Origin of the sequence: Ancylothrix sp. D3o, from assembly GCF_025370775.1 — a bacterium.
GTDB lineage: Bacteria > Cyanobacteriota > Cyanobacteriia > Cyanobacteriales > Oscillatoriaceae > Ancylothrix.
Genome location: NZ_JAMXEX010000044.1, coordinates 1 through 15,130 on the forward strand (window position 1 = coordinate 1; position 15,130 = coordinate 15,130).

The window sequence follows — 15,130 nt, forward strand, 5'->3', positions numbered from 1 at the left end:
TTGCACCCTTACTACTTTTTTGGTCGGAAAATCCCTACACTGTTTACTTTTCTCACTGATTCAGCAAGCCCTATTTAAAGGTCGCTATATTCGGCATATAAGGGGCAGATGGAAAAGTAAAAGAACAGATTGGCTGTCCGGGCTTTTATCATTTCGGAGGAAATGGCGCATCATTAGTAGCAGCGTGGATAATGGGAGCGTGGCCAGTTGGCTTAGAGTTCATTACTTAACGCCTTTTAACTAGAATTCCAAAACCTTGATCATAAACTTCTTAGGGTGAGCAGTAATCCAAAGTCTGCTTTACCAAGCTTGGCTGGCTTATTTTCAATTAATCAAGCTTATTGGAATGGAAAATTTTCTATTGCAACATCCGTAGTTAATAATGAGGCAAGTAACCAAGGCACTTTACGCAGTAGATAATCCCTCAGAAGTATGTCAAATTAGTAAAGATGTACAAATAACCATGTTATGACACCTCGCTTGATCAACTCTCGCTACGCTCTATCTCCCGACCCGCGATCAGGTGGAATGGCGGATGTCTATCAAGCAATTGATATGGTTGAGGGTCTCCGGCGAGTGGCAGTAAAAGTATTCAAAGATAGGCAGATTGAAGCAGACATTCTAGCTGAGTCCTTCAGACGGGAAACCCAAGCCCTTCAAGAGTTAAAGCATTCGGGAATCGTGGAACTTCTTGATTATGGCACCGATGAAATTACGGGTAACTATTTTCTTGTCTTGGAATGGATGGAAAAGGATTTGACAGCATTTTTGAAAGAATCTCCTCCAGATTGTTGGGATTCTTTCTGGAAAGCAGTAGCCTTACCTACGCTGGAGGCTTTGGCTTTTTCCCATAGTCGCGGAATAATACACCGGGATATTAAGCCCAACAATATTTTAGTGGGAAGTGACGGTAAACTCAAACTTGCTGACTTCGGCATATCCAAGCTTAAGAGCTATTTGCAACCCAGCATTACTCTTAAAGAGTTTGTATCGCGCACATTTACGCCGCCAGAACCCGACGATGGTTCCTATACTTACACCCGTGATGTTTTCAGTTTTGGGGTATTGGTTTTAAAGTGCCTAACCAATGTTGAACTAATAGAGCATAATAATATCCCCAGCGCTCTGAAAGCGTTTGACGCACCACATGAAATTCTTGAAGTAATCGAACGTGCTGTCTCTCTCGACCCCGCAGAGCGTCAGCACAATGCAGAGGTACTGCTAGCTGAACTTAACGCTATTCAAGGGAAGCGAACGCAAATCCAGTCCGCCAAAAAACGCTATTGCTACTTGCAACTTACCAATAAGGCTTTAAATAATCTTCGGAACGTACTTGATGTGCCTCAAGATGAAATCCAAAATATTCTTTTAGAGGATTTGAACAGTGGATGTGGAATCTCACCTTTGAAGAAATCTAACGCAGTTAATGCGGATAACGAATCATCTGAAGGTCATTACTCTATTTTTGGATTTTCCTACAGATATCATGTGGCGCTAGAGCGAGAGTGCGTAGTCATCATCAACGCCCAGGAATTTTCGAGTGCAATACTAGAACAAAACCGAGAACGTGCGTGGGCTGCACCCTACGAATTCAAATTTGGCAAGCCTCTAATTAGATGGGAAGCCGAAGAAGTAATTAGGGAATTTCAATTTTCAGTAGAAGAACATGAAGCAAACCTCCGGCAGACACGAGCCGAAGAAGAAAAAGAACGATTATTTCGGGTTTGGTGGGATATCCTTAGAGCTAAAACAGATTGGGAAAAAAATAAAGAAAAACCCATTAAATACAAAAGCGTTACTCGTGATGGCAACCGAGTTATCTTTGAACTATCAGAGCTTCCAGAAGATGACTTAGCTGGACAACCCCGCCATGTAACAAACTTCAAAGGATTGAGCATTTTGGCAGGAAATGTTGAGCAGGTTATTGATGACAAATTGACTCTTTATATAAAATATGGAGAAACAGACAGGCTCCCTCAATCTGGTGAGCTACGCTTTGATACCCGTGCTGCTGAGGTTGCTCTAAATCGGCAAAAAAATGCTCTTGATGCGGTTCGATTTGACCGTGCAGTCCGCTCCGATATTCGTCAATTACTTGTTAATCTCCAAGAAGTTCGTAGCCCCGATTTAGGAGTGGATTTACAATTTATTCAGCCCCTGAATGAATCACAGCAGGAAGTTGTCAAAGCTGCACTCTCTACAAAAGATTTTCTAATTGTTAAAGGGCCACCCGGAACGGGAAAGACAACATTTATTACAGAAGTTGTTCTGCAAACGCTTAAAGCTAATCCTGATGCCCGAATTTTGCTTAGTTCACAAACTCATGTTGCATTAGATAACGCTTTAGAACGAATTAAGGCTAAAGAACCTAAGTTAAATTTGGTGCGAATTGGCAACCATGAAAAGGTATCAGAGAATGTTCACTCCCTCTTACTCGAAGAACAGATGGAACAGTGGAGAGAGGAAGCGCTCGCTAAGGGGCAGAAGTTTATTGCTGATTGGTCAGCACAACGCGGTATCTCTCACAAGGACAGTGAGATGGCAACTATGTTTCAAGAATTGAGGACTATAACTGCAAAACTAGAAACCTTGAAAACAGAAATTGCTAGTTGGAAACAGGAATTAGATGAAATTTTAGCTATCAATTATGACCCGGAAACCCCAGAATCATTACTAAAACTTCGCATACCTAAAGAAAGATTAGAAGAAGTTAAAAGTATTGAAGCGGAAATTGCCACTCTGCGTCAGCAGTCAAAGCAAGCGCGTGATGAGCAGAAGAAAATAGCAGCACGTCTGCAACAAGTTAGCGAAATTGATGCGGAAGAACTTTTGAACTTATCGTCGGAAGATATAGCAAGTTATATCAGCATACTAATTGACCAAAATAATTCAGATTCAAAAATGCTTCAAAACTTGCTAAAAATTCAAACAGAATGGTTTGAGCAGTTCGGTCGAAATGACAAGTTTAATGCACCTTTGATTAAGCGAGCGCAATTAGTAGCCGGAACCTGCATTGGAATTCCTAGAGAGATTCAAGATATAGAATTTGACCTTTGCATTATTGATGAAGCTTCAAAAGCTACGGCTACAGAAGTATTAGTTCCGATTGCGCGATCGCATCGCTGGATACTGGTTGGTGACCCTAAACAACTACCACCCTTCCAAGATGAGGTTAGCAGAAATTCTGACTTTCTAGCCCAATATGAACTTACTCAAGATGAGATTCGGGAAACCTTATTTGATCGCCTACTTAGAACACTGCCAGATGGATGTTGCAAAATGTTAACCATCCAACATCGGATGGTTGCACCCATCGGTAATCTAGTCAGTGAATGTTTCTACGAGGGTCAACTAAAAAGTGCCAGAACAGATATTGATAAAAACCTTACCAAAGTTTTACCCCAACCGGTTACTTGGCTAACGACAACAAGACTTCCTAATTATCGGGAGCAGCCTGCCAATTCTAGTTTTAATAATGCTTGCGAAGTTAAAGTTATTATTCAGTTTTTAAATCAGCTAAATCAGACGGCAGTAGCCTCTGAAAAAAAATATAGTGTTGCTGTTTTGACTGGATATTCAGCACAATTAAAACTGCTCAATCGTAGCCTTACTGTAGAATTAAATAACTGGAAAGCCTTAACAATTGAATGTAATACAGTGGATGCTTTCCAAGGACGTGAAGCTGATATTGCAGTGTACTCTGTGACTCGTTCTAACAAAGAAGGTAAGGTAGGTTTTCTGCGCGAGACAGAGAGATTAAATGTGGCTTTATCCAGAGGGAAAGTTGGTTTAGTAATCGTAGGAGATCACCACTTCTGTCGAATCTCACGCGATAATCCATTACACCGAGTTTTGGATTATGTTGAACATCACCCTGAAAATTGCGCCCTAAAGGAAGCTAGCTTATGACTTTGGAAGAATCAGTTTTTTTTACATCAGAAGAACTACGTTGTTACGATAATCGTACTGGCTATGATCTGGTTAGTTGTAAAGAAGTCGGTTTGCCTGTTTATAAAATTACCGTTCAAGCTTTAACCCAACTTCGTAAACCAATTCCTCCCATAGAAGAATATGTCTTGAAAGCTATAAATGCTGGTTTATCTTCAGAGGCGGATATTGCTGGTTTTCTTGGTCTCGAACCTCCTCTTATCAGGGAAGCAATGATAAACTTAAGGATTAGTGAAGACATAGACCTCATAGCTCCTGATGGCTTTCTGAAACAAGTTTGGAAGTTGACAAAAAAAGGTGAAGCAACACTGCGTGATGCCAAAATTATTGTCCCAGAGGAGCGAACATTTGATATAAACTTTGATGGTATTTTAGGGTATCCTCGCTGGTATGGACAATTAGAGTCTGGTTTACTTAAGCCAAAAGACTTGCGTAAAAAAGGCATTATAGAAGTTGAACCATCTCGGAAAAAAGCGCCAGAAATATCCGATCTTAAGCTCAAAGATGTGGACGCAATTATTCGCAAAATTGATAGATCAGCTAAAGCTAAAATTAAGCAAGAGCGAGACCTTTTAGTTTTGAAAGCTATTGAGCGCAGACAAAGGTTTTTTCAATCTGCTTTGATGCTAATTTATAAAAGCAAAGATAGTGAGAGTATTCAAGTCGCTTTTGCAATTGATGGGGTTGTTTCTAATGAACATGAAGAAAATTTTGCTCGAACTAATGGCGTTAAAAAACTTCGCATATTAGAAGATTTAAAAAATAGCGCACCCCGAAAGTTAGCTAAAGAAGTTTTAGGAGATGAATTTGTTGCTCATGCTGAAGCTCCTTTACAAGAAATTGAGGCTATTAAAGAAGAAGTTTCTGCTGCTCAAGCTCAAATAGAAGAACGAATAGAAACTACTCGTAATACTCTCGAAAAAACTGAAAATAATGAACAAAAGCTCATTCTTGAGAAACAGCTTCAAGAAGCACATCAGCAAATAAAGGAACTCCAAGCCAAACTTGAAAACCGTCTAGCGTCGATTCCCATGCGTTGGCTAGAAATGTACGAACACCGGCCACTATTGGAACAAGCTATTCAAGGTAGTCAAGAACGTCTAATGATTATTTCTCCTTGGATTCGAGCAAGTTCTGTGAATAAAAAGTTTCTTCAACAATTTGAAATTCTTCTCAAACGGGGAGTACAAGTTTTCATTGGGTATGGCTTGGGAGAGGAAGATGATAAAAAGTACCCCTCTGATATTGAAGCCGAAAAAAATCTTCAAAGGCTAGAAAATCAGTATAAAACTAATTTTATCCTCAAACGTCTTGGAGATACCCACGCGAAAATTCTCATATCTGATGCCAAGTTTGCTGTGGCAACAAGTTTCAACTGGCTTTCTTTTAAAGGTGATCGTGATCGGACATTCCGGGATGAGCGGGGCACCTTTGTTTCTGAACCAAAAAAAATCGATGAACTGTTTGATAGCTATAGGATACGATTTGATAATTGAATCCAAAAGTAGATTGTAAAGGCATGACTGTGCCAAAATCAGAAATTTGTACGCTAAGGCTGAAAGCCTTGCCCCGCAAATATCTTAGCTGCTGTTTTCTAATCACTCTCTTAGTATTTATTGGCTCTCACTTTATTGATTGGAAGTAGTAACTATTCTCTGTCGTGGTTAACAGAGTGTAGTCCTAAATTAAGGGTGCGATCTGTCCAACAAAAACGGCTGGAATCCTTAACTAATAATATTTTTATTAGCTACAAAGTAGCTAATGTCAGCTTTCCTTTTTTTACGCTATGCAGAATCGGCCTGCGAAATCATCAGCAAACTAAATTGACAGACTCACCCAGCTAAAAAGCCGATAAGTCTGTCAACTTCTCTTGCCTTCTCTACGCTGTCCAGCGACGCAGCAACTTAGAAAGTAGTGAAATGAGCGCTGGTGATGCTGCTAGATTGGACACCAGTTAAAATGGCCAAAAGTTCGTTACTCTCGGCAATACGGATGAGGGTATCAGAGGAGGAAGCGCCCGTACCCTGGGTAATCGTTAGTTGTGCAAAGCTTAGTCCATCAGTGAGGGCGATCCCATCTTTATTGCCGCCAGTAGCAGTAAAGTCAAGAATCGTATCCACGCCTTCACCCCGCGCGAGAACGAAGGTATCTTTGCCCGCCCCACCGATGAGAGTGTCGTTGCCAGCACCACCGATGAGAGTGTCGTTATTGTTTCCGCCATCAAGACTGTCGTCACCGGCATCCCCGGAGAGGAAATCGCTGCCAGATTGTCCCGTCAGTGTGTCGCCATCCTGTCCACCCCAGAGGGAATCATTGTTAGCACCACCGTCAAGGAAGTCTTTGCCGGCATTGCCGTAAAGTTGGTCATTGCCGTTGTCCCCAGTCAGGGTATCGTCACCGTCACCTCCGAATACAGTGTCGTCGCCGATACCTCCATTGAGGAGATCATTGCCTGCCCCTCCTAAAATTTGGTCGTTGCCAGAACCACCAGTAAGGGTATCGTTGCCGCTGCCACCCGTGAGAGTATCTGCTGCTGAGCCACCAGTGAGGTTAACGGGTGGTTCAGTGACAGGTGGAGTAGTTGGTGTGGTAACGGGTGGTTCAGTGACAGGTGGAGTAGTTGGTGTGGTAACGGGTGGCGTGGTTGTATCTACCGGGGCCGTTGGAGTGCTAACCGGTGGTGTAGCGGTATCTGTTGGTGTAGTTGGGGGCGGGGTGTTGGTATCTACCGGAGTAGCTGGAGTGTTAATCGGCGGGGTGCCGGTATCTACCGGAGTAGCTGGAGTGTTAATCGGCGGGGTGCCGGTATCTACTGGGACAGTTGGAGTATTAACCGGTGGTGTGCCGGTATCTACTGGGGGGACAGTTGGAGTGTTAATCGGCGGTGTGTTGGGATTTGCTGCCGGCTCAGAGACTGGTGTACTCGGATTTGCCGGAATCCCGTCAGGTTTTGGCGTGGTGGTATCTGTCGGGGCAGGAGTCGCATCAATAACGGGTGGTGTGCTAACAGGCACGCGAGTCCCGTCAACAACTGGCGGCGTGGGGGTTGTTGGCGCTGGGGTGTTGGTGGAAACCGGGGGTTTTGTGGTTTCAGGGCTGCTGTTTGGTGTTGGTGTGGGATTCGCAATCGGTGCGCTGCCGGTGGAAAGGGGCGCTGGTGTGGCACTCTCTGCTGCTGGTTCTTCTGGGAAAGCCGGCAGTTCGGGAATGTTGATTTCGGAGATAACAGCAACTTTTGGGGGAGTGGGGATAGAGGTGATTTGGATGCCTTTGAGGATGGCGAGGAGTTCCCCAGTTTTGATGTAGTTGACGAGGGTATCGCCGGCAAAACTGCCTGTACCTGCGCTCAAGATGATTTGGTTGAAAGTGAGATCACCGATAAAGCCGAAGGTATCTTTTTCTTTGGCGGAGTTGAAGTTGAAGATTGTTTCGACACCGTAGCCAACCCCCAGCATGAAAATATCTTTGCCGGTGCCGCCGTACAGATAGTCGTTATCCATGCCGCCATAGAGGATATTATTGTCCGCTTCGGCATAGAGGGTGTCGCTGCCTTTGCCGCCTTGCAGCACATCGTTGCCGGTGTGGGCAAAGAGAACGTCGTCTCCTTGGTTGCCTAATAAGGTGTCGTCCCCCGCGTCCCCGTAGAGAGTGTCATTATCGTCGCCACCTATGAGAAAGTCGTCGCCCGCGCCACCGTCGAGAAGGTCGCTACCGCTTTCTCCATAGATAGTATCGTTGTGAGAACCGCCAGAGATTTGGTCGTTGTCTTTGCCGCCGGCAATGAAGTCGTCACCGGAACTGCCATCGAGAATATCAGCACCCGCGCCGCCGATAATGGTGTCGTCCCCAGAACGCCCAAGAATACTGTCATTGCCGGCGTTTCCGTGCAGGTAGTCGTCTCCTTCACGCCCGTCGATATAGTCATTTCCATTGCCGCCAAGGAGGGTGTCTTCACCGACTTTGCCATCAAGGATGTCGTCTCCACCTAATCCGCTGAGGATGTTGGCACCGTTGTCGCCGATGAGGGTGTCGTTGTATTCCGAGCCAGTGACGTTTTCGACATTGCGGATTCTGTCGCCTTCTGCGTCACCGCCGACACCCCGCCCAGGTTGCAGGTGGATGTAAACGGGGGATTTTGAGTCAAAGTAGGAGACGGTATCGCTGCCGGCTCCGCCATCCATGAAGTCGGCTCCGGGCCCTCCGATAAGGGAGTCGTCACCGTCGTTGCCGTAGAGTTTGTCGTCGCCTTCGTTGCCAAATATCGTGTCGTTGCCGCCGTCGCCGCTGAGGTTGTCGTTGCCGGTTTCTCCATACATCAAGTCGGTACTATCTCCGCCGTTCATGGTGTCGTTGCCGTCGCCACCGTAGAGAGTGTCTTCTCCCGCGTCGCCGCCCATGACGTCGTTGCCGCCGTCTCCGTAGAGGATGTCGCTGCCATCGTTGCCGCTGAGGGTGTCGTTACCGGCATCTCCGTGCAGCAAGTCTTCGCCGCCATTGCCTTCTAAAATGTCATTACCGTCGTCTCCGTGCAGGGTATCCTTGTCAGCACCGCCGCTCATTATGTCGTCTCCGGTTCCTCCGTAGAGGGTGTCTTCTCCGGCGTCGCCTGCCATGAGGTCGTTTTCGCTGTCGCCGTAGAGCAAGTCGTTGCCGGTGCCCCCACTCATGGTGTCGTTGCCTGCGCCTCCGTAGAGGGTATCTTCGCCATCATTTCCGGTGATTTGGTCGTTGCCATCTTCGCCGTAAACGAGGTCATTATCGGCATCGCCACTCATTTGGTCATTGCCGATGCCACCGTGAAGGGTGTCTTCTCCAGCGTCTCCTGCTATTGTGTCGTTGTCGGCATCGCCATACAGCAAGTCTTGACCTTGGTTGCCGTTCATTCGGTCGTTGCCGGCACCACCAGAGAGGGTATCTTCGCCATCATCTCCCGTCATTTGGTCGTTACCGTCTTCGCCGTAGAGGATGTCGTTGTCGGCGTTGCCACTCATTTGGTCGTTGCCGGTTCCGCCGTGTAGGGTGTCTTCGCCGTTGTCTCCGGCTATGACATCATCGCCACTGTCGCCATAGATGAGGTCTTGGTCATCGTTGCCGTTCATTTGGTCGTTGCCATCGCCACCGTAGAGGGTGTCGTTGCCGGCGTTTCCGGTCATAATGTCGTTTTCGCCGTCGCCAAATAGCAGGTCTTGGCCATCGTTGCCTTGGATATTGTCGTTGCCGGCGTCACCGTGAATGATGTCTTCGCCTTCGTTGCCAAAGATGTTGTCGTTACCATCGTTACCGTTGATAATATCGTTGCCTAGGTCGCCGGTGATGTTGTCGTCCCCTGCATCTCCATAGATGCTGTCGTTGTCATTGCCGCCGGAAATGTTGTCGTTGTCGTTCCCACCGGAGATGGTGTCGCTGCCGTCGTTGCCTTGGATGTTGTCTTGACCGTTATCTCCCTGGATGCTGTCGTTTCCGAAGTTGCCATAGATAGTGTCGTTGTTGTCGCCACCACTGATGAAGTCGTTGCCATCATCGCCGCTGATGCTGTCGTCTCCGGCATCTCCTTGGATGTAGTCATCATGGTTGCCGCCGGAAATGGTGTCTTTATCGTTGCCGCCAGAGATGGTGTCTAAACCGTCGTTTCCTTGAATGTTGTCGTTGCCGTCGTTGCCTTCGATGTAGTCTTGGTCGGCATTGCCGGTAATGTTGTCGTCACCAGCATCTCCTAAGATGCGATCGTTGCCGCTGTCGCCCGTGATGATGTCGTTGTCATTACCGCCAGAGATGGTGTCGTTGTCTTCGTTGCCTTGAATGTTGTCTTGACCGTCATCTCCTAAGATGCTGTCGTTTCCAAGGTTGCCAGCGATAATGTCGTTGTTGTCGCCACCACTGATGAAGTCGTTGCCGTCATCGCCGCTGATGCTATCGTCTCCTGCATCTCCGAAGATTTGGTCATCCTGGTTCCCACCAGAAATGGTGTCTTTGTCGTTACCACCAGAGATGGTGTCTAAACCGTCGTTTCCTTGGATGCTGTCGTTGCCGTCGTTGCCTTCAATTTTGTCTTGATCGGCATCTCCGGTGATTTGGTCGTCGCCTTCGTTGCCGAAGATTTGGTCATCCTGGTTCCCGCCAGATATGGTGTCGTTGCCGATGTTGCCTTCAATTAAGTCGTGACCGTTATCGCCGGAGATAATGTCGTTGTCTTCGTTTCCTTGGATGGTGTCTTCGTTATCACCACCAGAAATGATGTCTTGTCCGAGGTTGCCTTGGATGCTGTCGTCCCCAGCATCTCCAGAGATAATATCGTTCTCTTCGTTGCCGAAAATAAGGTCGTTTCCAATACCGCTGGAGATAATATCGTCGCCAGCGTTGCCTTCAATACTGTCCTGGCCATCATCACCGAAAATCACGTCTTGATTTTCGTTACCGAATATCTGATCATCACCATTTCCACCAGCAATGATATCATTGCCCAACCGACCAAATAATAAGTCATTCTCTTCTCCTCCCCGAAGAGAATCATTTCCAACTCCACCATCAACGAAATCTTGACCGTCTTCACCTTTTAAGGTGTCGTTGCCTTCGTCTCCGCTGAGATTATCGCTGCCAATTCCGCCCGATATCTCATCATCTCCACCATCACCCCGTACAACATCGCTACCTGTACCCGCATCGATGATATCGCTGCCAGAACCACCCGAAACTAAATCATTATCGTCACCAGCGCGTATAATATCGTTTCCAGCCTCACCTTTGATAAAATCCGTACCGGAACCAGTTTCTATTAAATCGCTTCCTAGACCTCCTTGTACCGCATCATTTCCATCACCACTGGTAACAGTTATTGGAATCGATATTCTTTCTGACTCAATGACAGTATCATCCTTACCACCATCAATAACAATCTTAGTGATTCCAGCATCACTATAGGATTGAGTTAGTCCGAAAGAACTTACCTTGACAGAGCCTTTCTCAAGCTTGACGTACTCGTATTTATCTTTGACGTTGACAATTTCTCGATTTTTTGAATTGGCACCCAGATTAATCTGTAATGTGCCACCTTCAATAGGTGTTGCTAGCTTTGGAGAACGAGCCAGTGTCATATTACTGGTATCAAATCCAGCAACTTTGACACGGGGGCTGTTCCACTCCCATCGTTTGCCTGCTCCCCAATCAGGCCAACCGACTTCAGCATAGGTGGTTAAACCAGCAGTAATTTCACCGGCTACTTGCAGGGGCCAGAGTTCTGAATAACGTGCCTTTTGATCTCCATCTTCATCGACTACATCAAACCATAGGTCTCCATAGATACCGCCCTGAACTCCACCACGAGCAATTCCCGCTTCTGTTGCACCTCCAGCTTTAATACCCAGATCTAACTTAACAATAGGTGCATCCTTGTCTGTTCCATTATTGGCATCATCGACGTAAAAACCATTTAAAACAGAGGCAAAATTTGCTGGATTGAATGGGTCACCACTCTCTGCAAGCTGTTTGAAGCCGTATGAATCAAAACCCAGAGAAAGACCGCCTGAAATTCCGCCACTGCCCGCCAAAGTGACACCTAGTGGCCCCGTGATAGGGATGTACTCGTTCATTGAGAAACCGCCACTAATGCCAGGAGGAGTATACTTGATGAGGTTTAGGTCTTTTCCAAGAAACAGGTTAAAAAGGCTTAATGGATTCTTGAGAACGGGAATTTCAAATCCACCACCGGGTAAAGTTTCAAGAGATGAAACAAAATTCCCATAACCAGAAAATTGATTCTCTAATTGGGGTGGAGGGTTATTAGGGTCTGTTGTTATATCTACCGGTGCAGGCTGTCCCATTAATGCCAGTTGCTCTTGAAAGCTTTTAACTTGCTGGATTGGATTAATAGATGGAATCCCACGAATATTAAATGAGGGATTTGTTAGATCAAAGTCTTGAAGTTCATAAGAACCAACTTTGAGTTCAAAGTTTTCACCCTCTTTTAATGTCGGAGCTGCATTAATAAAATTTACGAGCTTAGACACATTATCCACTAAGCTCAAGTCAAGACCATCAGATAAGGAATCAGCCAGATCTATTATAGTGAACTTACCATCGTTATTGGCATCAAAGAAATTTCCTAGTTCTGGGAGGTCTTTTAGAAGACCAATTTCTGCTTGTAGGGCTTGAGTAAAAGGGGCAAGTGGTTGAGTAACAGATTGAACGTTCTTTATGACAGGATTCACAATACCAGAAAAAAACTTGCCAGCATCTAGCTTGATATCTTCAAAGGCTATCTTCCCTGGCTTTGAGTTAGTTTTAATATATTTTTCGCCAGCACCTATCTTTGCTTCTCCAATATTCCAATCAACGATAAAATCGCTTTTGAGAGATGGAAGTTCAATTCCAGAATTTAGAACTTTGGTTTCTAATTCTAAGTTAACCTTTAGATCGCCTCCCAATATTGCTGAAGTATCATTGATAGAAATAGCACCATTACCATCTGCATCTAAATCGATGCCTAAATTAGCATTAAATGAAGTTCCGTTATTTTTTGCATTGAGAACTAAAAAGCCTAAAGCAGCTTCTAATTCAACAGATGAACCAAGTTCAAGGATAGAATTGATTTTAATATCTTTACTGTCAGGAAATTTTAACTTGACGCCTCCATCCTTAGACAGTTCGACAATAAAGTCTAGGCTCACATCTAGTTCTCCTTTCACGTCATCATCTCCGCCCTTGATTTGCATTCCAAGGGCTGGGAGGCTAGACTCAAGAGAGAAAGGAGAAGATGCCGCAATTTTATTTTTGATGCCGACGGAAAAGGTTAGATAATCTTCTGTTTCTCCCAGAGTTTTTATAGTTCCAATACTACTAAAAGAACCCTTTAAGTTACTAATAAAGTCTGCTGTATTTCCAGCATTTGTTGACAAATTATTTACAGCATTATTTAGAGAACCAATAAAACCCGTTTCTATTTTTTGCTTTAATACGCTTGCCTTTAAAAGAGGGATGTCTGTTGAGAAAGCTGATTGAGCTAGAACACTACTTAAGTTTTTTGCAAAATTTTTCAAGGCCGTGTTAACCAGACCAAAATTATTCCCTTGATAAGTTCCCATTGAATTGTCCTCTTTTACTAGAAATTTGGATTGGAGATAGAAGCGATGTGAGCCTAGGATTGAAAGAGATTCCTCTTTCAGCCAGGGTTAAAACGGACAAAATCTATTCAGTGTGAGAGTTCATTACTGCCAAAACCGGTAGTATTTGCTCCATTAAACTATCCCTTATCCCAATTTATGATGCTGCAAATACTTACAATTAACAGCCTCCCACTGCTGCCGCAACTCTTCTAGCTTATTGGCATCAAATTTGTCGCCAAAAGCGGTTTGAATCTTGGCGAGAAAATCTTCACTACCGGCAAATTCCTGCAAAACGCTGCAAGCATTCTGACGAGCTTGTTCAACTAAGGTTTGCGTCATTTCTGCGGAGTTGGAAGTAAACATGGTTCTATCCTTTATTAAGTGTTAGGTGGTTGTTGGTGTAATTTTTGATTGCACTCAGAATTAGCTAGGGGGTCTCTGGGGTGAAACCTAGATCCTCTGCAAATAGGCTAATAAGCAAACTTTCTAATAAGATGGGAATTGCAATTCTTTGGCTAACCCAGCTTGCAGTTATAAAATTTTGCAATGCAGATTAGCAGGAACAGCCTGCTCGAAGAACGCTGCTACAAAAAACTATTGCTCTATATCGGCAATATGGCTAATTCATCTTGATAAAAGCCGTCATCATAGGCCAAATATATGCCTATTTCTGGTTAATTTTCGTACAAAAAACTTTAAGGTTAAGCCCCTGCCTGAGAGGAGGTTAACTTGGCTATTGGGTGGTATTGGTATAATGGAATTCCTATCTTCAGCAGGAGGTAAAATTTCGGCAGAAAAACTTGGATTGGGTAATTTATTATCACTAACCGTTGCGGGATTGGTGTCGATCACTGAGACAGTTTTGATAACTTGAGTTTCGCATTTTTTCAGGTTGATATCCATATCGCTAAAGCCTTGAGCCGAAACCTCGACAGCCCCCGCATTGGGCCGGTTACACTTGTAGGTATCCAAAAGGCCACTTCTTTCTACATAATCTATAGAAATGTAGCCGTCGTTCAGATTTCCCAAATCTAATGGCATAGCTTAGCTCCCTGAAATATTTCAATATATGCTTTTTTACGCACTAACGGGCCTTATATGAGGTTCTCATAGGCTCTCCCCAATATTTTTTCCAGCTTTTTTAGACCCTTAAAACATAAATGCGTAAGAAGCTTTGAAGTAAGTTTAGTGTGACTTATTACCAAAAACAAGGATTACTATAAAACTTTATGGAAACTTCATATAACTCCCATTATTTTATACAAACTTTACAAGAAGTTATATAGATTTATACAAAAACTCTCATAGTAGCCAAAAGACCTAAGAAGTAAATCCGATAAGAGTTTCAGCCCAAATACTCAGCTAAGATAAACCTTTATTTTGTCCTAACTCAATAAAATCTACCAACCCCGATGGACTCTCCACCATCACCGGCACTCCCAACTTCAGTAATATCACTGCCCTCACGCCTTTACTTGCACGTCCAATTTCAGTAATATCACTGGTCTCACATATTCACCGGCCTAATTGGTATCATTGGTTATGCCTACACTACGGGCTTATCCTACATTACAAATGAATGAGCGATTACTCAAGGTGGAGCAACGGGTTGATGTTGAGGGGCCGGTGGTAGTTCGGGGGCCGGTGAATTTTGAGAACTCGGTTTTTACGCTGAAACTGGTGGATGCTAGAGGGCCGGTGGAACTCCAGGGGCCGGTCAATTTGTCAGCGTTAGTGCAATGGTTGGATGCTGATGGAACGCTTGAGCATCGGTGGAACGCTTGGTTGCCAGTGTCATGGTTGGAAATTCTTTAACTCATAACTGTTTCAGGCCGGCATAGAAAAAATGTACATCACCGGCCTTCCCGCCACCATCGGCATCACCGACATCCCCAGCCTCCTCACCACCACCGGCCTTCTCGCTACTACTGGCACCACCGGCATCCTTGAGTCAAATCTCTGCATACCTCTCCAAAGTTAACTAAAAGCCCCTACGCGATGCAGTGAGGGAGCATCCCGTTTTTGCAAGTGTACCAGACTGTGGTACAATAAATTATATTTCACTCACATAAATGTAACCTCTG

Annotated in this window: 7 protein-coding genes; 4 read left to right on the top strand and 3 right to left on the bottom strand. The window is 44.8% G+C overall.

Annotated elements, in window-relative coordinates:
* Positions 1 to 468: 468 nt before the first annotated feature.
* Both NG798_RS25480 and NG798_RS25485 read left to right on the top strand, forming a co-directional pair.
* Positions 469 to 3,909, top strand: a complete 3,441-nt coding sequence (locus NG798_RS25480) for a serine/threonine-protein kinase (protein ID WP_261226531.1) — start codon at positions 469 to 471, stop codon at positions 3,907 to 3,909.
* Positions 3,906 to 5,444, top strand: coding sequence for a phospholipase D-like domain-containing protein (locus NG798_RS25485; protein WP_261226532.1), 1,539 nt, complete (start codon positions 3,906 to 3,908; stop codon positions 5,442 to 5,444). Before NG798_RS25480 ends, NG798_RS25485 begins: the two co-directional genes overlap by 4 nt.
* Positions 5,445 to 5,852: 408 nt before the next feature.
* Here NG798_RS25485 and NG798_RS25490 read toward each other — a convergent pair whose 3' ends face one another.
* The 3 genes from NG798_RS25490 to NG798_RS25500 all read right to left on the bottom strand — a co-directional run bounded on the left by NG798_RS25490 (position 5,853) and on the right by NG798_RS25500 (position 14,087).
* Positions 5,853 to 13,025, bottom strand: a complete 7,173-nt coding sequence (locus NG798_RS25490; RefSeq protein ID WP_261226533.1) for a hypothetical protein — start codon at positions 13,023 to 13,025, stop codon at positions 5,853 to 5,855.
* A gap of 165 nt (positions 13,026 to 13,190) precedes the next feature.
* The gene (locus NG798_RS25495) at positions 13,191 to 13,409 is read right to left on the bottom strand and encodes a hypothetical protein (protein WP_261226534.1); all 219 of its coding nucleotides are present in this window, start codon (positions 13,407 to 13,409) and stop codon (positions 13,191 to 13,193) included.
* Positions 13,410 to 13,691: 282 nt separating this feature from the next.
* The gene (locus NG798_RS25500; RefSeq protein ID WP_261226535.1) at positions 13,692 to 14,087 is read right to left on the bottom strand and encodes a hypothetical protein; all 396 of its coding nucleotides are present in this window, start codon (positions 14,085 to 14,087) and stop codon (positions 13,692 to 13,694) included.
* A gap of 501 nt (positions 14,088 to 14,588) precedes the next feature.
* Between NG798_RS25500 and NG798_RS25505 the strand changes: the two genes are divergently transcribed.
* Both NG798_RS25505 and NG798_RS25510 read left to right on the top strand, forming a co-directional pair.
* Complete coding sequence (locus NG798_RS25505; RefSeq protein ID WP_261226536.1) at positions 14,589 to 14,861, top strand: hypothetical protein; 273 nt, start codon at positions 14,589 to 14,591, stop codon at positions 14,859 to 14,861.
* 31 nt (positions 14,862 to 14,892) lie between these two features.
* The gene (locus NG798_RS25510; protein ID WP_261226537.1) at positions 14,893 to 15,027 is read left to right on the top strand and encodes a hypothetical protein; all 135 of its coding nucleotides are present in this window, start codon (positions 14,893 to 14,895) and stop codon (positions 15,025 to 15,027) included.
* The last annotated feature ends 103 nt before the right edge of the window (positions 15,028 to 15,130 follow it).